The 19,620-nt window shown below is 72.3% G+C and carries 15 protein-coding genes and 2 pseudogenes; 10 read left to right on the plus strand and 7 right to left on the minus strand.

Annotated elements, in window-relative coordinates; all coding sequences use genetic code 11:
• Positions 1 to 7: 7 nt before the first annotated feature.
• Positions 8 to 1,219 carry an aminotransferase class I/II-fold pyridoxal phosphate-dependent enzyme gene (locus tag ACZ51D_RS00100; protein WP_465614958.1) on the minus strand — a complete coding sequence of 404 codons (1,212 nt, stop codon included), beginning with the start codon at positions 1,217 to 1,219 and terminating at the stop codon, positions 8 to 10.
• 639 nt (positions 1,220 to 1,858) lie between these two features.
• Between ACZ51D_RS00100 and ACZ51D_RS00105 the strand changes: the two genes are divergently transcribed.
• From ACZ51D_RS00105 to ACZ51D_RS00125, 5 genes and pseudogenes are all read left to right on the plus strand, one after another.
• Complete coding sequence (locus ACZ51D_RS00105; protein WP_360508485.1) at positions 1,859 to 2,731, plus strand: AfsR/SARP family transcriptional regulator; 873 nt, start codon at positions 1,859 to 1,861, stop codon at positions 2,729 to 2,731.
• Positions 2,732 to 3,303: 572 nt separating this feature from the next.
• Complete coding sequence (locus tag ACZ51D_RS00110; RefSeq protein WP_360508488.1) at positions 3,304 to 3,657, plus strand: ArsR/SmtB family transcription factor; 354 nt, start codon at positions 3,304 to 3,306, stop codon at positions 3,655 to 3,657.
• 197 nt (positions 3,658 to 3,854) lie between these two features.
• On the plus strand, positions 3,855 to 4,832 hold the full coding sequence (locus ACZ51D_RS00115; protein WP_465660582.1) for a phosphotransferase family protein: 978 nt from the start codon (positions 3,855 to 3,857) through the stop codon (positions 4,830 to 4,832).
• A 627-nt stretch (positions 4,833 to 5,459) separates the two neighbouring features.
• Complete coding sequence (locus ACZ51D_RS00120) at positions 5,460 to 5,588, plus strand: hypothetical protein (protein ID WP_465661035.1); 129 nt, start codon at positions 5,460 to 5,462, stop codon at positions 5,586 to 5,588.
• A gap of 23 nt (positions 5,589 to 5,611) precedes the next feature.
• Positions 5,612 to 5,889: pseudogene (locus ACZ51D_RS00125) on the plus strand (transposase); the annotation flags it as partial.
• A gap of 18 nt (positions 5,890 to 5,907) precedes the next feature.
• Here the strand turns inward: ACZ51D_RS00125 and ACZ51D_RS00130 are convergent.
• A complete protein-coding gene (locus ACZ51D_RS00130; protein WP_465614956.1) occupies positions 5,908 to 6,141 on the minus strand; it encodes a hypothetical protein in 234 nt (77 codons plus the stop codon).
• 286 nt (positions 6,142 to 6,427) lie between these two features.
• Positions 6,428 to 7,171 carry an MBL fold metallo-hydrolase gene (locus tag ACZ51D_RS00135; RefSeq protein ID WP_465660584.1) on the minus strand — a complete coding sequence of 248 codons (744 nt, stop codon included), beginning with the start codon at positions 7,169 to 7,171 and terminating at the stop codon, positions 6,428 to 6,430.
• Positions 7,172 to 8,330: 1,159 nt separating this feature from the next.
• Between ACZ51D_RS00135 and tpx the strand changes: the two genes are divergently transcribed.
• Both tpx and ACZ51D_RS00145 read left to right on the plus strand, forming a co-directional pair.
• Positions 8,331 to 8,831, plus strand: a complete 501-nt coding sequence (gene tpx / locus ACZ51D_RS00140) for a thiol peroxidase (protein WP_465660586.1) — start codon at positions 8,331 to 8,333, stop codon at positions 8,829 to 8,831.
• Between the two features lie 937 nt (positions 8,832 to 9,768).
• A pseudogene (locus ACZ51D_RS00145) lies at positions 9,769 to 10,512 on the plus strand (IS5 family transposase); the annotation flags it as partial.
• A 163-nt stretch (positions 10,513 to 10,675) separates the two neighbouring features.
• Here ACZ51D_RS00145 and ACZ51D_RS00150 read toward each other — a convergent pair.
• The 4 genes from ACZ51D_RS00150 to ACZ51D_RS00165 all read right to left on the minus strand — a co-directional run bounded on the left by ACZ51D_RS00150 (position 10,676) and on the right by ACZ51D_RS00165 (position 13,674).
• Complete coding sequence (locus tag ACZ51D_RS00150) at positions 10,676 to 10,873, minus strand: hypothetical protein (protein ID WP_465614952.1); 198 nt, start codon at positions 10,871 to 10,873, stop codon at positions 10,676 to 10,678.
• A gap of 770 nt (positions 10,874 to 11,643) precedes the next feature.
• On the minus strand, positions 11,644 to 12,399 hold the full coding sequence (locus ACZ51D_RS00155; protein ID WP_360508502.1) for an SDR family NAD(P)-dependent oxidoreductase: 756 nt from the start codon (positions 12,397 to 12,399) through the stop codon (positions 11,644 to 11,646).
• Positions 12,396 to 13,379 (minus strand): 3-oxoacyl-ACP synthase III family protein, encoded by a 984-nt coding sequence (locus ACZ51D_RS00160; RefSeq protein WP_360508505.1) that lies wholly within the window; start codon positions 13,377 to 13,379, stop codon positions 12,396 to 12,398. The genes ACZ51D_RS00155 and ACZ51D_RS00160 overlap by 4 nt, the downstream gene beginning before the upstream one ends.
• Before the next feature lie 34 nt (positions 13,380 to 13,413).
• Positions 13,414 to 13,674 (minus strand): hypothetical protein, encoded by a 261-nt coding sequence (locus tag ACZ51D_RS00165; RefSeq protein ID WP_360508507.1) that lies wholly within the window; start codon positions 13,672 to 13,674, stop codon positions 13,414 to 13,416.
• A 1,305-nt stretch (positions 13,675 to 14,979) separates the two neighbouring features.
• Between ACZ51D_RS00165 and ACZ51D_RS00170 the strand changes: the two genes are divergently transcribed.
• From ACZ51D_RS00170 to ACZ51D_RS00180, 3 genes are all read left to right on the plus strand, one after another.
• Positions 14,980 to 15,873, plus strand: coding sequence for a class I SAM-dependent methyltransferase (locus ACZ51D_RS00170; RefSeq protein WP_465614951.1), 894 nt, complete (start codon positions 14,980 to 14,982; stop codon positions 15,871 to 15,873).
• 57 nt (positions 15,874 to 15,930) lie between these two features.
• On the plus strand, positions 15,931 to 17,712 hold the full coding sequence (locus tag ACZ51D_RS00175) for a flavin-containing monooxygenase (protein WP_465660587.1): 1,782 nt from the start codon (positions 15,931 to 15,933) through the stop codon (positions 17,710 to 17,712).
• 174 nt (positions 17,713 to 17,886) lie between these two features.
• Positions 17,887 to 19,221, plus strand: coding sequence for a M64 family metallopeptidase (locus ACZ51D_RS00180; RefSeq protein ID WP_465660589.1), 1,335 nt, complete (start codon positions 17,887 to 17,889; stop codon positions 19,219 to 19,221).
• Positions 19,222 to 19,620 lie beyond the last annotated feature (399 nt).

Below are 19,620 nucleotides of genomic sequence, written 5' to 3' on the forward strand. Positions count from 1 at the left end.
CGGGTGGTCAGATCAGGCCGGTCTGGGCGGCGGCGCTCAGGAACGCGTCGGCGGCGAAGTCGATGTCGGCCGCGGTGTGGCGGGCGGTGACCGCGATGCGCAGCCGGGCCAGGTCGTTGGGCACGGCGGGGGTGACCACGGGCAGGCCGATGACGCCGGCCTTGCGGCAGGCGGTGGCGTAGTCGTAGGCGGCGTCGTCGGTGCCGGCGATGACGGGCAGCACGGCGGTGGTGGAGTCCATGGTGGAGATGCCGGCCGCGTTCAGGCGCTCGCGCAGGCGCTGGGCCTGGACCTGGGTGTGGGTGACGCGTTCGGGTTCGCGGCGCAGGATCCGCAGGGACTCCAGGGCCGCGCCGGTCTGGGCGGGGCCCAGGGCGGCGGAGAACAGGAACGGGCGGGCGGCGTAGCGCAGGTGGCCGATGAGGTCGTGGCTGCCGGCGACCCAGCCGCCCATGGAGGGGATGGCCTTGGAGAGGGTGCCGAGTTTGACGTCGACGCGCACCTGGTGGCCGAAGTGTTCCTCGATGCCGCCGCCGGTGGCGCCGATGACGCCGAGGGCGTGGGCCTCGTCGACCATGAGCAGGGCGTCATAGCGGTCGCAGACCTCGCGCAGTTCGGGCAGCGGGGCGATGTCGCCGTCCATGGAGTAGACGCTGTCGACGATGACCAGGCGCACCCCGGTGGGGGCGGCGGCCTTGAGGCGGCGCTCGAGGTGGTCGACGTCGTTGTGGCGGAAACGGGTCACGGTGGCCCCGGACAGGCGGCAGCCGTCGACGATGGAGGCGTGGTCGTACTTGTCGATCAGGACGGTGTCGCCCTGGCCGACCAGGGCGCCCACGGTGCCGACGTTGGCGGCGTAGCCGGAGCCGAAGACCAGGGCGCGCTCGCGGTGGGCGTAGCTGGCGACCTCGGCTTCCAGTTCCTCGTGCAGCGGGATGGTGCCGGCCAGGGCGCGCACGCCGTGGTTGCCGGTGCCGTAGACGTCGACGGCGGCCTTGGCGGCGGCGACCACGCGCTCGTCGCCGGCCAGGCCGAGGTAGCTGTAGCCGGACATCATGAGCAGGCGCTCGCCGTCGAGGTCGCAGTAGGCGCTGTCGCGTTCCATGGTGTAGGCGACGAAGCTGTTGCGCCGGGAGGGGTCGGACTCCAGTGCGGCCACCCGGGCATTCGTTGCGGCGAGCTTCGGCTCCAGGCGGTCCCATGCTCCGGTGGCGTTCACGGGCGTTTCTCCTTCACGGCGTCACGGCTTCGGGGGCTTTCACAGGTCTCACGGCTACACGGGTCTCACAGGTCTCGCGGCTTCGCGGGTCTCACGGGTCTCACGGCTTCGCGGGTATCGCGGGTATCGCGGGTTTTCGCGGGTTTTCGCGGGCGGTTCTTCGGCGGCGTTCCGGGTGGCGTTCCGGTTTGTTTCCGGTTTCCGTCCGGTTCGTTTCCGGAGGTTTCCCGGCGGGGCGTTTCACGGTGGCTGCGGGCGGGATTTCTCGAAGCCTTCACGCGGGCTGCTCAAGGATGGCTACATTTCTACGGCAGGATGCGCAAGGCGTCCGCAATAGCCGCTTCTTTGGCCTGCGGAAACCATCTGACGTGCGGAAACATTGCGTCCACGACGCATCGACCGGCCGGCGGGTATGTTTTCGCGGCCGGTGTTGACACCGCGCCTCGCGCCGAATGTATGGTCAAAATCCGCCGAAACCGAACGGCTGGTCGGCGGCGCATCCGTCCCGTTCCGGGTTTCCCGCTTTCCCATGCCGACAGCCCGGCACGGGCCGTCACTTCCGCTTTGCCTCAAGGGGGTTGGAGCTACGTTGAACGGCTTCAGGGAAGACAGTCCGTCCGGCAGATCGGGGGCGCGGCGATGCTGATCCGCCTCACCGGCCTGGTCGCGATCGAGCACGAGAACGGTGCCCCGCAGCACCTGTCCAGCGCCCAGGCCCAGGTGGCGTTCGCCCGCCTGGTCCTGGAGCGCTCCGGCGGCACCAGCCGCGACCAGCTGGCCGACACCATCTGGCCCGACGGCCTGCCCGACACCTGGGCCTCGGCCCTGCGCAGCGTGGTCAGCCGGGTACGGGCCTTCGTCACCGACCCCGGCCAGGGGCCCGGCGCCACCCCGCTGATCGCCCAGGGCGGGCGCTACGTGCTGCGCCTGCCGGCCGACGCGGCGGTGGACCTGGAAGCCGCCGCCTGCGCCGTCGGCGAAGCCGGCGAGGCCCTGGCGGCGCGCAGCCACGCGGTGGCCCAGCAGCTGGCCGCCGGCGCGCTGGCCAACCTGCGCGGCTCGTTCCTGCCCGACCACGAGGGCGACTGGGCGCAAGGGGTACGCGAACACGTCGAGGAACTGCGCATCAGCGCGCTGGAGACCGCGAGCCTGGCCGCCTCCGCCCTCGGTGAGGAACACCACGCGCTGCGCTGGGCCGACGAGGCGGTGCGCCGCGCCCCGTTCCGCGAAAGCGCCTACCGCTGCCGCATGGAAGCCCTCGCCGCCTCCGGCAACCGCGCCGAGGCCCTGCGCTGCTACCAGCAGCTGCGCCAGGTCCTGGCCGAGGAACTGGGCATCGACCCGGCCGCCGAGACCCAGGAGCTCTACCTCGCCCTGCTGCGCACCCCCACCCCCGCGCCCCCCGCCCCGTCGGCGGTACGGCCGGTGGACCCGGTCCTGATGGGCATCTTCGAACCCCTCGCCCTCACCCGCCTGCCCCGCCCCGCCCCCACCCCGGCCCGCGCCGCCTGACCCCGGGGCCACCCCCCTCTCCCTCTCCTCTCCCCGCGCCTGTCCCCTTCCCCGCGCCCCCGACAAGGGGCGCGGGGAGAGGGGCACGCACCGCCGGCCCCTCCCGCACCCACCCGCCCGGCACCCACCGCCCGGCGCACCCCGGGCGCACGCCGCTCCCCCTACGGCGCCCCGCCCCCACCACACACCCACCCGCCCGGCACCCACCGCCCGGCACCCACCACCGGGCACGCACCGCCGGCCCGGCTCCCGGCGCGACCGTCCTCCCGTCCGGCCCGGCCCGGTGGGCCCCTCCCGTCCCCACCACGCACCCACCCGCCCCTTCCCCGTCCCGCTTCTCCCCGCGCCCCCGCCCCGCTTCCCCGTGCGACCGCCCGCCCGTCCGGCCCGGCCCGCTGGGCACGCTCCGTCCCGGCGGGTCCCCTTGCGCCCCTCGGGTGTGTTGCGGAGGTGTTGCGGTGGGCGTGGCAGATGGGTCGGGCGTAGTAGCGTCGGGGCGTGAAGTCGCGCGCACGGCGCGGTTTTTGACCATGGGACGGACGGGGGTCGAGTGTTGGGAAGGGGTGGTGGGTGTGGGACGGGCACGCGTGGCGGCGCGGATGATCGAGCACCCTGGTGTGGAGGACGTGAGCGTCCAGCGGGTGCTGGAGGCGCTCGCTGATCCGGCCCGCAGGTCGGTGGTGCGCACGCTCGCGCACTCGGGAGCCGATCTGAGTTGCGGTTCCTTCGACTTGCCGGTCGGGCGTTCGACCTCCAGTCACCACTTCAGCGTGCTGCGCGAGGCGGGACTGCTGCGCCAGTACTACGTGGGGACCACCAAGATGAACGCGTTGCGCAGCGAGGAGCTGGAGGACCGTTTCCCGGGCCTGCTGTCGGCGGTGGTGGCCGCCGCCGACGCGGAGGCCCTGGACACCGCACCCTCCTGACAGGTTCCGATGGTCCGTCAACTCCCGCCAGTGATAACACTCTTGCCGATCGCGGGCGCCGGTTCCGGGTGCCAGTTCCCGGCGCCGGTCCGCGGGCGGCGGTTCCGGGTGGCGGTGGGCGGGTGGCGGTGGGCCTCGGCCGTGGCGTCGGGGCCCTCGGGGAGGCGGGCGGAGCGGGGCGCGTAGGCTGTCCGTCCATGATCGGGAACGCCGGGACCGGGGACGACGGGCAGGGCTGGGCCGCGACCCTGCGGTGGGTCCAGGGCGCACTGGCGCCCGGTGAGCGGATCGCGCAGGTGACAGCGCTCAAGGGCGGGTGGACCTCGCGGATGCGCCGCCTGGACATCGAACGCCCGGGCGGCGACGGGCCGTACGCGCTGGTGCTGCGCTCCTTCGTCACGCCGTTCTACCGCCGCCACGCCCCGGCCCTGCTGGCCCGCGAGGCCGGCGTGCTGGGCCTGCTGGAGAACGGCGGCGTCCCGGCCGCGCGCCTGTTCTCCCTCGACGAGCACGGCGCGGCCTGCGACCACCCGTCGCTGGTGATGACGCACCTTCCCGGCGGTGTGCGCCTGGCCCAGGACGCGGACACCGGCCGGCGCGCGGACCTGCTGGCCGCCCAGCTCGCCGCCGTCCACGCCGTCGAGGTCGGTGAGCAGCGGCGCCCGCGCGTCTGGCAGGCGTGGACGGCCCCCGACCTCGTCCGCGTCCCCGGGCACACGCGGCGCCCCGCGCTGTGGGCGCGGGCGGTGGAGGCGATCCGCCGCGAGGCGCCCGCGCACCGCCCGTGCTTCCTGCACCGCGACTTCCACCCCGGCAACGTGCTGTTCACCGGCGCCGGGGAGCAGCTGGCGGTCAGCGGGGTGGTCGACTGGGTGGAGACGTCCTGGGGCCCGGCCGACCTGGACGTCGCCCACTGCTCCACCGCGCTGGCCCTGCTCCACGGCCCCGCGGCCGGCCTGGCCTTCGCCGAGCGCTACCGCGACGCCGGCGGCCGCCCCCTCGCCGAGGGCGGCGACCACCTGTACTGGCGGCTGCTGGACGCCCTCGCCTTCGCCCCGGACGCGGAGAAAGTCGCCGTCCCCTGGCGCGAACTGGGCCGCACCGACCTGACCCCGGACGTCCTGATTGCCCGTCTGGAGGACTACCTGCAAGCCCTGTTCGACCGCTACGCCTGACCGCCCCCGCCTACCGGCCCCGGCCCTCCCGCGACCGGAACAGGCACCCGCGCGCCGGCGTTCGACGTGGTGCCCGACGGCCGGGCCTGCCCGCCGGTGAGGTCCGCGCGGCGGCGCCCCTTGACGGTCGAGGGCGTCCCGGTAGCGTCCCGGTCGTACGGCATCCTTGATCGCCACGGCTTCCGGGACCGCGCCGTCGGCGGCGTCGCTCACAGTCCGGCTTTCGGCCACCGGGCCGCCCCGCCCCCGTTCCCGCCGCCTTCGTTCACGCCGCCGTCGTTCCCGCCGGTGTGCTCTGCCGCGTCGCCATGCCCCACCCCCTCTCCTACCGCCCGCCCCCCGTTACCTATTTCGTGCATCGACGGACCGCTGATGAGGGGCTTGAGCACCGGCTTCACCCGAGCCGGAAGAGCTCTCCGTACCGTGGATGTGGCAGCTCGGTGCCAAGAAGGCAAGGCCGGACGAAAGCGGGATGGAGGAGCCTGCACGTGATCGACACCAGCAACATCGACGTCTTGCTCGGCCTGGACGTCGGCGAGGGCGAACATCACGCCACCGCCGTCACACCGGGCGGGAAGAAGGTGTTTCGACAAGCGCCTGCCCAACACCGAACCCAAACTCCGAGAGCTGTTCGCGAAACTCCAGGCCAAGCACGGAACGGTGCTGGTCGTGGTCGACCAGCCGTCCTCCATCGGCGCCTTGCCTCTGGCGGTCGCCCGGGACACGGGCTGCCCGCTCGCCCGTCTGCCGGGCTGACGATGCGGCGGATCGCCGACCTCTACGCCGGCCTCGCCCCGGCCACCCGGAGCTCGGACTCCTCGATCCGCGGCGAACAGCCCTCCAGGCGGGGAAACAAGCAGCTCAAACGGGCCTTCTCCCTCTCCGCGTTCGCCGCACTCGGCGACCCGGCATCGCGGGCCCACTACGACAAGAAGATCGGCCAAGGGAGCACCACACCCAGGCCCTGCTCTGCCTCGCCAGACGCCGGGCCGACGTCCTGTTCGCGATGCTCCGCGACGGAACCTTCTACGAGCCCCAACCCGCTGCGGCTGGGTGAAAAGCCCGGACCGCTCGATCAGTCCTCCGGCCGAAGCCGCTGACGAGCCGCCTCAAGCCGCTGGCCATAGTCAGGCGCAAACAGCTCAGGAGGCACCTTGTCGAGCGTTCCGGCGATCCGATGGATCGGCGCCCAGAGCGCCGGATCGTCGACAACGCGGCTGAGGTCCGTCATCTGGAGCTTCTCCAGCCAGTGCGACAGCACCAGTGCCTCGTCACTCGTGAGCTTGATCGTCACCTGGCCATCACTCATGCACACCCCTACGGCTCGGCCCGCCTGACCGCACGAACCTACTGGCCTTGGACCTTGACCGAACACACAGGAGCACCCCCCGGGCGGGTCGTGCACAATCCGGTTTCCGGCGTGGACGGCGTACGGATCCGGCCGCATGCCCGCACCGGGCGTCACGCGGGCGGGCCACCGCCCGGCGGCCCGCCCCGCCACCGGCCGGGCCGGGCCGGGCCGGGGGCCGGAACCCGCCCCGGCCGTCCCCGCACGCTGCGAAACCGCCGCCGGTCCCGCGGACGGCCGGGGCCGCTCACAGGGGCAGCTGCAGGTCCTCCTCGGCGGCGGTGACGTCGCCTCCGAAGGCGCGGCGGGCCTCGGCGAGCGCGACGGTGCGGTCGGTGCCGGGCCAAAAGTGGGTGAGCAGGAGCCGGGCCGCGCCGGCCCGTTTCGCCCACTGCCCGGCCTGGGCGGCGCTCAGCAGGTACGGGTCGCCGGGGCCGTCACCGCACACGGTGGCACCGGCGACGAACAGGTCGGCGCCGGCGGCCAGGCCGGCCAGGCCCGGGCCGGGACCCGCGTCGCCGCTGTAGGCGAGGGTGAGACCCGGGGCACTCAGGCGCACGCCCGCGTGCGGGACATGGTGAGGCAGCGGCACGGTGTCCAGACGCAGCGGGCCCAGGCGGTGGGAGGCGGTGGCGGTGGCGGGCAGGGGGCGGATGTCGAAGACGTCGTGGAGGTCTTCGGTGGGTTCCATCGCCTGGACGCGGGTGACGACGCCGGGGGGGCAGTACAGGGGCAGGCGGGGCGGGCGGGCAGCGGCGAAGTAGCGGGCCCGGCACAGGGCGCTGAGGTCGGCGCAGTGGTCGGGGTGTTCGTGGGTGATGACGACGGCGTCGAGGCCGGTGACGCCGGTGTGCTCGAGCAGGCGGGGGAAAGTGGCGTAGCCGAGGTCGAGAACGAGGCGGTAGCCGTCGTACTCGAGGAGGAACCCGCTGGCGGCCCGGCCCGCTTCGGGATAGGCGGCACTGGTCCCCAGGACGGTGAGTCGACGCACCCGGCGATGCTCTCACAGACGGGATGACGCCCCGTCACAGCCCGAACTGCGGGCCCGGACTGCGGGCCCGGACTGCGGGCCCGGACTGCGGGCCCGGACTGCGGGCGTGGACTGCGGGCGTGGACAGCGGGCGTGGACAGCGGGCCCTGGCTGCGGGCGTGGGGCCCGGCTGCGGAACCGGGACGGGGAATCTTCTCGGGGGCCGCCGTGGTCCTCGGCGGCGGCAACCGCCGCCGGGCAGAGTACGACCACGCCACCCGCCAGAGCCCCCGATGACCACCCCGGCCCGCGACGCGGCCACGGACACGGACACGGACACGGGCGGAGCCGTACCGGGCCCGCGCCCCTCCTCCCCGGACAACCACGCACCACCGCCCGCCACCGCACCGTCCCCGCAGCCCGAAGCCCCCGCACGCCCCCAGACGCCCCCCGCCAGGCCGTCCAGGCCCTCGACACCCTCCTCGACAAGGCCGTCTCCGCCGTCCCCTCCCCCGCCGCGCCACCGCGACGCCCGGCCCGCTCCACCGGACACACCACCGGAACCGGAACCGGCGGACACTGCCCCGGCCGCGCCACCGCTACCGGCATCGGCACCGCCGCCGGCACCCGCGCGCGCCACACCACCGCCAGGGTCGGCGAAGCCGAGTATGGCGCCCTACCCGGCACCACCGAACGCGGCCGACGCTCCCACGGCCAACACCGTCACCTCCGTCCGCCCCACCCGGCCCGCCGTGGTCGCCCGCACCCGGGCCGGCCACCGCCCCGCCCTGCCCTGCCGTTCGGCGCCGCCGGCAACACCGCCCTTCCAGGCCACCGTCCGCCCCGTCCCCGTCATCCGCGGCCACGACCCCTTCGCCACCCCCGCCCCCCGAACCCGCCCTCCCCGACGGCAGCCCCGGCATCCTCCCCCGGTACGGCGGCCCCTTCCGGTCCGCCTGCCCCCTTCCGGTCCGCCTGACCCCCAGCCCCGGCGCGCCACCGCCACCACACGGACCCCCGCCCCTGCCCTCGCTTGCGCCCGCTCCTCCTCCCGCCCCTCCTCGGGGCAGGCACGTGGGGGCGGGGGTGTCCAGCCGGTGGTCGCCCGGCGGACGGAACACGGGCGGGCAGTAGGATCGGCGGCGTTGCACACCCGTACACCGCTGGTAGGAGGCTTTTCATGGCTCAGGTCACGCTGAAGGGGAACCTGGTCGAGGTCGGCGGCGCGCTGCCCGCCTCGGGCAGCCAGGCCCCGGCGTTCACGCTGGTCGGCACCGGACTGGCGGACACCTCGCTGAACGACTTCGCGGGCGCCCGCAAGGTCCTCAACATCTTCCCCAGCATCGACACCCCCACCTGCGCGACGTCGGTGCGCACCTTCAACGCCCAGGCCGGCGCGCTGGACAACACCGTCGTCCTCTGCATCTCCGCCGACCTGCCCTTCGCGCAGGCCCGGTTCTGCGGCGCCGAGGGCCTGGACAACGTCAAGACCCTCTCCACCCTGCGCGGACGCGACTTCCACGACGCCTACGGCGTGGCCATCAACTCCGGCCCGCTGGCCGGCCTGACCGCCCGCGCCGTGGTCGTCCTGGACGAGAACGACACCGTCCTGCACACCGAACTCGTCGCCGAGATCGCCGACGAGCCGAACTACGAGGCCGCCCTCGCCGCCCTCAACTGACCCACCCCACGCGCCCCGGCGCGCGTGCACGCGGCGGCCCGCGTCCCCACCCCACCCGCTACAGCGGGCAGGAACAAAGGGGGGATACGGGCCGCCGCCCCCGTTCCCCCACTTCCCCCCTCCGCCCCTCCGCCCCTCCGCCTCTCCCCTCTCCGCCTCTCCCCTCTCAGCCCCTCCCCTCTCAGCCCCTCCGTCCCCTCCTCCTCGCCCCCGCATCCGCCCGCCCCTTTCTCGCGCGGGCAGCCGGCCCGGCCAAGAACCCGCCCGGGCCAAAACCCCGCCCACCCCGCGCCCCCGCCACCATGCCCACCGCCACCGCGCCCGCGCACATACCCCCGCACCAGGTCCGCGACGAGGAACCCGCCACGGTCCCCGGAACAGCCGAACGGCCCCGAGACGCAGAAGAAGACCACCGCGCCCCGGGACCACCACGACCAGCCCCCCGCATCCGGCCGGCACCGGGCCGGCGTCCGCGGACACGGACCTGACGGATACACACCCCTTCGGCCGACAGCGACGACCACCGCCCGCACCGCCGCCCACGGCCCAGCCCCCGGACACGAAGCCACCCACACCCCCACCCGCCCCTGCCGGAGCCGAGACGCGGCCACCACCACCCCGGCCCCGCTCCCGGAGAACACCCCGGCCCCGCACACCCGCACCACCGCCGACAACACCGCCCCCCGGGTCCCGCCCGGAGGGCGCGTACGCCCCGCCCCAAGCCCGGGCACCGCCCCCGCCCGAACCCCGGCACCCGCACCGCCCGCAGGGCAGGCACGCCCCCGGCCCCGGCCGGTCCGGGCCCGGCCGGTACAGGCCCGGCCGGTCCGGGCCCGCAGGACCGGGAGACGGATGCCCCACCCGGCGGGCACGCCGCCCCCGCCCCGGCCTCGCCTGTCGGAAAGTGTCTCGTTCGGGACCAGTCGTTCCGTAGCGCGTGGACACAGGTGAACGGTTGGTCCCGGACGAGCTGTCGGACCTCTTCCAGCGCGTCGTGCCCGAGCCTCCGGTACGGCCACAGGGCGGGCGCCGACGGCGGGCCGGCAACCGCCAGGTGCCGGCCGCAATCGTGTTCGTGACCAGCACCGGGAGCAGCCGGCGCCGGCTCCCGCCCGTGTCCGGAGCGCCCTGACAGAGCACCCACCGGCGCTTCACCGCATGGACCGCCGCACGCGTGTGGGCCAAGCTCTACCACGTCGTCCTGGACGAACTCGGGGCCGGCGGAGAACTCGACCGGTCGCGGGCGGCGATCGATCCAGCGAACATCCACGCTCTCACCAGGGGCCACCGACCGGACCGAATCCGACCGACCACGGCGAGAAGGAATCAAGATCCACCTGATCTGCGACCGCAACGCCACCCCGCTCGCGGTCGGCACCTGCAGAGCGAACCTCCACGACGGCCAGGCCCTCGAACCGCTCCTGGCCCCGATCCCGCCCACCCGCTCCCGACACGGGCCACGTCGCCGACAGCCCGCCAAACCGCACGCGGACACAGCCCACGACCGCCCCTTCATCCCGGCGTCTCCTGCACGAGCACGGCATCACCGCCCGCATCGCCCCGCCGGGGCGTGGACTCAAGCCAGCACCCGGGACACCACCGCCGGGTCGCCGAACGCACAATCACGTGGCCGGGCGCCTCCCGCCGGCTCAACCGGCGCCACGAGCACCACGAGCACCACGAGCACCACGAGCACCACGAGCACCACGAGCACCACGAGCACCACGAGCACCACGAGCACCACGAGCACCACGAGCGCCACGAGCACCACGAGCGCCACGAGCGCCACGAGCGCCACGAGCGCCACGAGCGCTACGAGCGCTACGAGCGCAGAGCCTGACGGCTCAGGTGCCGGGCACCCGGGCGGCCAGGAGCGCGAGGAACCCCTCCAGCAGCGACCGGTCGGCGCCCGGCACCACGTAATGGCGGAAGACACCGCCCTCGGCAACCACCGTCGAGCACGCCCAGTCGAGCAACTCGAACCTGGCACGCAGGTAACCGCCTCCTGAAGCGACAACCTCGACGCCCTCGGGTGACACCACGACACGGTGGGTGGCGCCACATCCGCACTCGTCGCACACCAGCGGGACCCCGCCCATTCCCGCGAGGCGTCACAGGCGCCGGGTAGGCGAGTTCACGACCGGGACACACCGCCACGCTCAGACGACCCGACACCCGCACAACCTATGGTCTCAACCTCCAGACGGGACACTCCTCCAGAGCCGGGGCGTGGCCACCACCACCCCGGCCCTGGCCCCCGCTCGCGCCCGCCTACCGCCTACCGCCTACCGCCTACCGCCTCGGGCTCGTCTCCGACCCCCGGCCCGAACCCGCCCGAACCCGCCCGAACCCCCGGAGCCCGTACCACCGCAGGCCCCGGCCGGTACAAGCCAGGGGCACGGACGGGCATACGGCTCGGCCCGGCCCCCTCCTGTCCCGCGCCCGTCCTGTCCCGCGCCCGGACACCGGCCCCCGGTACCCCTACCGGCGGGCAACGAGTGCGCCCCCGCCCCCGGACGGCAGGAACCGGGGACGGGGACGGGGACAGGGGCGGAGCGGGACCCGGGGACCGGTACGGCGGGCCCCGGACACCGGCCCCCCGGAGCCCGAACCGCCCGACGACGGGTACGCCCCCGCCCCCGGACGGTAAGAGCCGGGGACGGGGACGGGGCGGGACCCGGGGACCGGTACGGCAGGCCCCGGACACCGGCCCCCGGAGCCCGAACCGCCCGACGACGGGTACGCCCCCGCCCCCGGACGGCAGGAACCGGGGACGGGGGGCGGGTCGGGCCGGGGTCGGGCCGGGGGCGGGTCAGGTGATGGAGGCGCCGGAGTCGATGCTGATGACCTGGCCGGTCATGCAGTCCTGGTCGAGGAACAGGGTGATCGATCGGGCGACCTCACCCGGGGTGACGAAACGCGGCACGGGGACCTTGTCACGCATGCCGGCGACGACGTGCTCGGGCAGCGTGTCCGTCATACCGGTGATCATGAAGCCGGGTGACAGGGCATTGACGGTCACCCCCCGACGCCCGCACTCCGCCGCCAGAGTACGGGTCAGACCGATCAGCCCCGCCTTGGACGCCGAGTAGGCGGTCTGCCCGGCCGTCGCGATCAGCGCGGACGGAGACACGATGTTGACGATGCGTCCCCAACGCGCGCGCAGCATCGCCGGCACACACACCCGCGCCGTGTGGAAGGAACCGACGAGATTGGTGTCGATCACCTGCCGCCACTGCGCCGGGTCCTGCATGGCCATCAGCGCGTCCTTGCGGACCGCGCCGTTGTTGACGAGCACCTCCACCGGCCCCAGCGCCTCCCGGACCCGCTCGTACATGGCACCGACCTGCTCGAAGTCCGCGACGTCACCGGTGACCATGACATGGTCGTTGGACAACCGCGCGCAGGTCTTCTCCGCCCCCGCACGGGAACTGTTGTAGTGGACCGCGACACGGCACCCGGCCGCGTCCAGCGCCACCGCCAGCTCACTGCCCAGCCCGCCGGACGCACCGGTGACCAACGCCACCGGCGCCACCGGACGCACCCCGAAAGCCTCCCTGCCGCTCACCGGACGCCTCCCCAGGTCATCAGGACCGAGCCCCACGTCATACCCGCGCCGAAACCGGCCAGCAACACCGTGTCACCGTCCTTGATCCGCCCCGCGTCCAGCGCCTCCGCCAACGCGATCGGGATCGACCCCGAAGCCGTGTTGCCGTACCGCTCGAGATTGGTGACCAGACGATCGGCGGGAATCCCGGTATGGGCGAGCACCGAGTTGATGATGCGAATGTTCGCCTGATGCGGAACCACATGGTCCACATCCCCCGCGCCGGCCTTCGCCTGCTCCAGGGTCTCGCGGATCGTACGGACCGTGTAGCGCACGGCATTGAGATAGATCTCGTTGCCGTTGATCTGCGCGTAGTGCAGACCCTGCGCCACGGTGTCCGCGGTGGTGGGCATCCGCGAACCACCCGCCAGGACCTTCAGACTGTCCTTGCACGAGCCGTCCGCACCCAGGTTCCACGCCCGGATCCGCTCCACCGGACCCGGAACCAGGACCACCGCGCCCGCACCGTCACCCACCAGGATCGACAGATCCCGATCCGCGGGATTCGCCGTCAACGTGTGCGTGTCCGAACCGATCACCAGGACCGGCCGCGGATCCATACGCATCAGACCCACCGCCGTGACCAGCGCATACACGAAACCCGCACACTCCGAGTTCACATCATGCGCACTGCCCGCGATCCCCAACTCGTCATGCACGAACGCCGACGTCGCCGGCGAAGGCTGTTCCGGAGTAGCCGTCGCCACGATCAGATGCGCGATATCCGCACCCGTCAGACCCGCCCGCTCCAACGCCCGGCGCCCCGCCTCCACCGCCATCGACGCCGTGCTCTGCCCCGGCCCCACCGCCCGCCGCTCCCGGATCCCGCACCGCGACACGATCCAGTGCTCGTCCACACCGAAACGCTCCGCGAGCTCCGCACTGGTCACCACCCGCTCGGGCACCGACATCCCCCAGCCGGTGACGTCGAAACCACTCATCACCCCGCCCCTCTCCTCCCCACCCCCCGCGGCCTCAACGACCCTCACCCGGCACAAGCGCCAGGATCCGCTCGTGAACCACCCGCAACGTCGTCGAGTCGTCGATGTCCGCGAACAACGACTCATCCGCCGGAATGTGCGGGTACTGGTTCTGGAACCCGTACAGCCACTCCATCAAATCCAGCGAGTCCACGTCCGCGATGTGCTGCAACGCCGCGTCCGCGTCGATCTCCTGCGCACCGGACACCGCCTGCAACTGCTGGGCCAGGTCCTCGATGGTCGGGATCTGCGACATGAGTGATCGTTTCCTCTCCTCGCCCGCCCCCACACAACAGGGAAACGGACAGCTGTCAACGCGTCGAATAGGGAACAAACAAGGAAGCCGACCCACCAGGCCCGCCACCCGAACAAGACACGAAAGGGACCAACACACCCCCCAGACCACCCACCGGACCACCCACCGGTCCACCCGCCCGTCCACCCGCCACGTCCCGCCCTCACACACCACGCGCCCGACACAGGCACCACAAGGACCAGACACAAACAGAACAAACAGACCGGATAGACCGGATAGACCGGACCGGAAGGCCGGAAGGACCGGATAGACCGGATAGACCGGACCGGACGGACCGGAAGGCCGGAAGGGCCGGCAGGACCAGCGGACCGCCCCCACAACAGAAGGAACGGCACAGGCCCGAGCACGCACCACCCCGCCCGCCGAAACGAGACGAGACGAAAGGGAAGCAACCCGGCCACGAAGACCGCGTGCCTTGTCGAAACCGCATGAAACCCCCACCCACGCAAACGCCCCGCAACCCCCCACCCCCACCCCCCTTGCGCACCACTTGCGAGACACACGCTTACCTGACCCCACAACACACCGCACCCGCACGCCCACCGGCACACCACCAACCAGCACCAACCCGACCACCACGAACAACCAGCCCGGCCACCAGCACCACCAGCCGGCCGGAACGACCAGCACAACCCTCAGCCCCACAACCAGCCCGACCCGCCACCAGCACCAACCGCCCGGGCCGACAGGCCCGCCGGCAGGCAGGCAGGCAGGCACACCGCACGGACCGCACCCAACGGCCCGCCACCAACCCACCAGCCCACCGGCACCACCCGGTACGCGCGCCGAACCGGCAGGCCACACGTGAAGCACCGACGACCCACACAGGCAAGCCGGTTCAGCAGGACACGGCCACGCACACCCCGCCCGGCACACAAGCCGGACCGGCAGGCCACACGTGAAGCACCGACGACCCACACAGGCAAGCCGGTTCAGCAGGACACGGCCACGCACACCCCGCCCGGCACACAAGCCGGACCGGCAGGCCACACGTGAAGCACCAACAACCCGCACAAGCAAGCCGGTTCAACGCGGCACGACCGCAACCACGCGCCACCCGGCACACAAGCCGGACCGGCAGGCCACGCGGGAAGCACCAACAACCCGCGCTAGCAGACCGGTTCAGCACACACGGCCACGCGCACGCCGCCTTGTGCGGGCAGCGCCTACGGCCCGCACGGCGCCGCCGGCGCCCGGACCCGAATTCCCCTGTATCCGCCACCACCACTCGAGGGGCCCCATCCCATGACCACCGTCGAAGCCCGCTCCATCAACCCCGACGTCGAGGCCATCCGCCACCACTACGAAGTCCCCAACGAGCTGTACCGGCTCATCCTGGGCCCGACCATGATGTACTCCGGCGGCTACTGGGAAGACGGCGAAGACCTCGTCGCCGTCCTGGACGAAGCCCAGGAACGCAAGCTCGACGCCTTCACCGACCTCGCCCGCGCCGCCCACAGCACCAAGGTCCTCGACATCGGCTGCGGCTGGGGCACCATGCTCAACCGCCTCACCACCGTCCACGGCGTCCACCGCGCCGTAGGCGTCACCCTCTCCCGCACCCAGGCCGACTTCGTCCACGCCCTCGGCAACCCCGCCATCGAAGCCCGCGTGGAAAGCTGGGAAGACCACCGCCTCACCCCAGGCGAGGAAGCCTACGACGCCGCGTTCTGCATCAACGCCCTCGAACACTTCGTGCTCTCCTCCCTCACCCCCAAGGAACGCACCCAGCGCTACCGCGTCTTCTTCAAGCAGATCCACTCCCTCCTCAAGCCCGGCGCCCGCTTCGTCCTGCACACCATGACCGTCGAGAACCCGCCCCTGCGCCGCCAGCTCCTCGACGACCTCAAATTCCTCCAGCGCGAAGAATTCGAAGGCTGCCACATCCCCCGCCTGCCCGAACTCGCCTCCGGCCTCGACGGCCTCTTCGAAGTCACCGAGATCCGCAACGAACCCGAATCCTTCGCCCGCGCCTGCCGCGCCTGGCTCCAACTCCTCGCCGCCCGCCGCGACGAAGCCGTCACCATGACCGACGAAACCACCGTCGCCCGCTTCGAACGCTACCTCGACATCTTCGCCTACACCCTCGAAGACCACATCTTCAACAACTTCCGCGTCACCCTCACCCGCCGCCCCTGACCCACCCAGGCCACCCAGAACCAACCACCGGCCACCCCAGAACAGGACACCCACACCATGACCACCACCCCCGACCGCACCACCCCCACCACACCCCACACCCACACCACGGCCCCCACCGCCCCCGCGGCGGGGGCCACCCCCCACCCCCACACCACCACCACCGCCACCGCAGCCGCCGGCACGGCCACGGCCCCGGCCACCAGCGCCACCACCGCCACCGCCACCGCCACCGCCACCGCCGGCGCGGCCACCACCACCCCGGCCGCCACCCCCGCCGGCGCCCCCACGCCCGCCACCACCACCCACACCACCGACGGCCCCGCCGTACGCCACCTCAAAGTCGCCGTCATCGGCGCCGGCATCTCCGGCCTCGGCACCGCCATCGGCCTCCTACGCGCCGGCGAAAACGACTTCCTCGTCTTCGAACGCGCCGACGACCTCGGCGGCACCTGGCGCGACAACACCTACCCCGGCTGCGCCTGCGACGTCCAAGCCCACCTCTACTCCTACTCCTTCGCCCGCAACCCCGAATGGAAATCCACCTTCGCCACCCAAGCCGAAGTCCACGCCTACCTCAAAGACTGCGCCCACCGCTACGGCGTCCAACCCCACCTACGCTACGGCCACGAACTCCTCGAAGCCCGCTGGAACGACACCCACCACCACTGGAACCTCCACACCACCCACGGCCACTACACCGCCCAAATCCTCGTCACCGGCACCGGCTACCTCTCCGACCCCGCCCTACCCGACATCCCCGGCCTCGACACCTTCACCGGCACCGTCTTCCACTCCTCCCAATGGCGCCACGACCACGACCTCACCGGCCGCAACATCGCCGTCATCGGCACCGGCGCCTCCGCCATCCAATTCGTCCCCGAAATCCAACCCCACGTCGCCCGCCTCGACCTCTACCAACGCACACCCCCCTGGATCGCCGCCAAACCCGACAAACCCAACACCCCCCGCCACACCTGGATGCTCCGCCACCTCCCCGGCTACCAACACTTCCGCCGCACCTTCAACAAAAACGGCCGCGAAATCATCGCCTTCTTCATGTCCCGCCCCTCCCGCACCACCGGCATGAAAAACATGGCCGCCGGCCACCTCAAAAAATCCGTCCCCGACCCCACCCTCCGCAAACGCCTCACCCCCGACTACACCGTCGGCTGCAAACGCCTCCTCTTCTCCAACACCTGGTACCCCGCCATCCAACAACCCAACGTCAACATCATCTCCGACACCATCACCCACATCGGCCCCACCCACATCACCACCACCAACGGAACCCAACACCACATCGACACCATCATCCTCGCCACCGGCTTCACCGCCACCAACCGCCCCATCGCCCACCGCATCCACGGCCGCAACGGCACCACCCTCGCCCACACCTGGAACACCCACGGCATGACCGCCCACCGCGGCACCACCATCCACGGCTACCCCAACCTCTTCATGATCCTCGGCCCCAACACCACCCTCGGCCACTCCTCCCAAACCGTCATCATCGAAGCCCAAATCACCTACATCCTCAACGCCCTCAAAACCCTCAACACCCACCACCTCACCACCCTCGAACCCCACCAACAAGCCCAAACCACCTACAACCACACCCTCCAAACCCGCCTCAAAAACACCGTCTGGAACACCGGCGGCTGCCACAGCTGGTACACCGACACCCACCACAACAACCCCTCCATCTGGCCCACCTACACCTGGCGCTTCACCCACCAAACCCGCCACCTCGACCTCACCAACTACCAAACCACCACCCACACCAACCACACCACCACACCCAAACCCACCAAACCCCACACCCCCAACAACACCTAACACCCCCTAACACCCAGCCACAGCGCGGTGCTCCCGGCTCATCGCGTGGCGCGTCTCGGCCGTCGCCCGGTTCCAGTGAATCGAGTAAAGCCCGGCGGGGCACCGCATGATTGTCAGGTCCCCGACATGGGAAGGAGGCAGGCCACAGACCGCTCACCGGGGAGGACAACACCCGTGCACCGCATCGCCGCCAGAACCACCACCGCCCTGCTCGCCGCCGCCCTCGCATCAGCACTCCTCGGCTCCGCTCCCGCCTGGAGCGCGCCCGCCGACAACGCGCCGACCAGCGGCGGGCCGGCCTCCGCAGCACCCACCCGTCAGGTGGAGGCCTTCGCCGAGGACGGCAGCATCGCCCGTGTCCAGGCCCCGGCCGCGTCTCCCTTCGTCGCCGCTCCGGCCCAGGGCGCGGCTGCGGTGCGGGGCGACGGCGATGTGACGCCGCTGGTCAGCAGTGGCGACCCGGCGACCAAGCTGGACGTGGTGGTGATCGGCGACGGCTACGCCGCGCAGGAGCAGCAGAAGTTCCTCACGGACGCGGCCGAGAAGTGGCGCGAGGTGACCGCCGTCGAGCCGTACGCCACCTATCGCGGGCTGTTCAACGTCTGGGCGGTGTCGGCGGTTTCGCCGGAGTCGGGGGTGACCGGGGATCCGGACCAGGCGACGGTGCGGCACACCGCGCTGGGCTCGTACTTCTGGTGCGACGGCGTGGAGCGGCTGCTCTGCGTCGATGAGAAGGCGGTCGAGCGGTACGCGGCGAAGGCCCCGCAGGCGGACCTGGTGCTGGTGGTGGCCAACAGCGCCAAGTACGGCGGCGCCGGCTACAACGACGTCAAGTCGTCGCTCGGCTACGAGGGCATCGCCACGGTGGCGGGCGGGAACGCCAAGTCCGGGCAGATCGCGGTGCACGAGACCGGGCACTCGCTGGGCAAGCTCGCCGACGAGTACGCGTACGACGGCCAGGGCACGTACCAGGGCGACGAGCCGGCCCAGGCCAACATCAGCACGCTGACGGCCGATCGGATGCAGCAGCAGGGCACCAAGTGGTCCCGCTGGCTCGGGCAGGCCTCCCCGGACGGCGGGACGGTCGGCGCGTACGAGGGCGGCGGCTACTACCCGGCCGGGCTGTACCGGCCGACCGAGAACTCGATCATGCGCTCCCTCGGGCGGGAGTTCAACCTGCCCGGGCGCGAGGCGATGATCGCCGGCTTCTACCGGCACGCCACCCCGCTCACCAGCCCCACTGCCACCGGCAGTTGGCTCACGGCGGCCGACCGCCTGAGCGTCGGCCTGCCGGTGCCCGGCACCCGGCTGCGCTGGTTCCTGGACGGGCGCGAGCTGCCCCGGCTCACCGGCCGCACCGCGCTGGACCTCGCCGAGCTCAAGCTGACCGGGCCCCGCACCCGGCCGCACCTCCTCACCGCCGTCGCCACCGACCCCACCCCGGCCGTGGTGAACCCGGCGCTGCGCGCGAACCTGACCGCGAGCCTGTCCTGGCTGGTGACACGCTAGGCCGCTTCTTGCTGATCATCTGATCGCTGGTCTGGTGTGCCGTGTGACTGACGCATCGTGGGCGCGGCCAGAGCCGTTGGTGCACATCGCAGGCATCTACCTCTGGGCCGCCCCCCGATCCAAAGGAGGACCCTGACGCAGTGGGACGGCGTAGACGGGCTCCTGGCCGAAGGCCGTGAAGCCCGTCTTCCACAGGATCGGGCCGGACGTGGCCACGTTGGCCTTGACCAGGGCCATCGTCGCCCCGTCGCCCCGTGCGTCACCCCGTAGTGCAGCCGGGCGTCGAGCACCGCCCGGTACACTGCCCGGCCCTGCCAAGGTAGGGGGGACGGCCGCTGCACTGTGTTGGTGACCGTGTTGGGAACGGAGCCGGTGTCTGCGGCCCCGGAGCCCGGCCCC

The organism is Kitasatospora sp. NPDC033851, assembly GCF_055576085.1.

Bases quoted from the DNA above. Each gene is read 5' to 3' on its own strand.
- ACZ51D_RS00105 (WP_360508485.1), top strand. From the start codon at position 1,859: ATGCTGATCCGCCTCACCGGCCTGGTCGCGATCGAGCACGAGAACGGT.
- ACZ51D_RS00115 (WP_465660582.1), top strand. From the start codon at position 3,855: ATGATCGGGAACGCCGGGACCGGGGACGACGGGCAGGGCTGGGCCGCG.
- ACZ51D_RS00130 (WP_465614956.1), bottom strand. From the start codon at position 6,141: ATGAGTGATGGCCAGGTGACGATCAAGCTCACGAGTGACGAGGCACTG.
- tpx (WP_465660586.1), top strand. From the start codon at position 8,331: ATGGCTCAGGTCACGCTGAAGGGGAACCTGGTCGAGGTCGGCGGCGCG.
- ACZ51D_RS00160 (WP_360508505.1), bottom strand. From the start codon at position 13,379: ATGAGTGGTTTCGACGTCACCGGCTGGGGGATGTCGGTGCCCGAGCGG.
- ACZ51D_RS00165 (WP_360508507.1), bottom strand. From the start codon at position 13,674: ATGTCGCAGATCCCGACCATCGAGGACCTGGCCCAGCAGTTGCAGGCG.
- ACZ51D_RS00170 (WP_465614951.1), top strand. From the start codon at position 14,980: ATGACCACCGTCGAAGCCCGCTCCATCAACCCCGACGTCGAGGCCATC.
- ACZ51D_RS00175 (WP_465660587.1), top strand. From the start codon at position 15,931: ATGACCACCACCCCCGACCGCACCACCCCCACCACACCCCACACCCAC.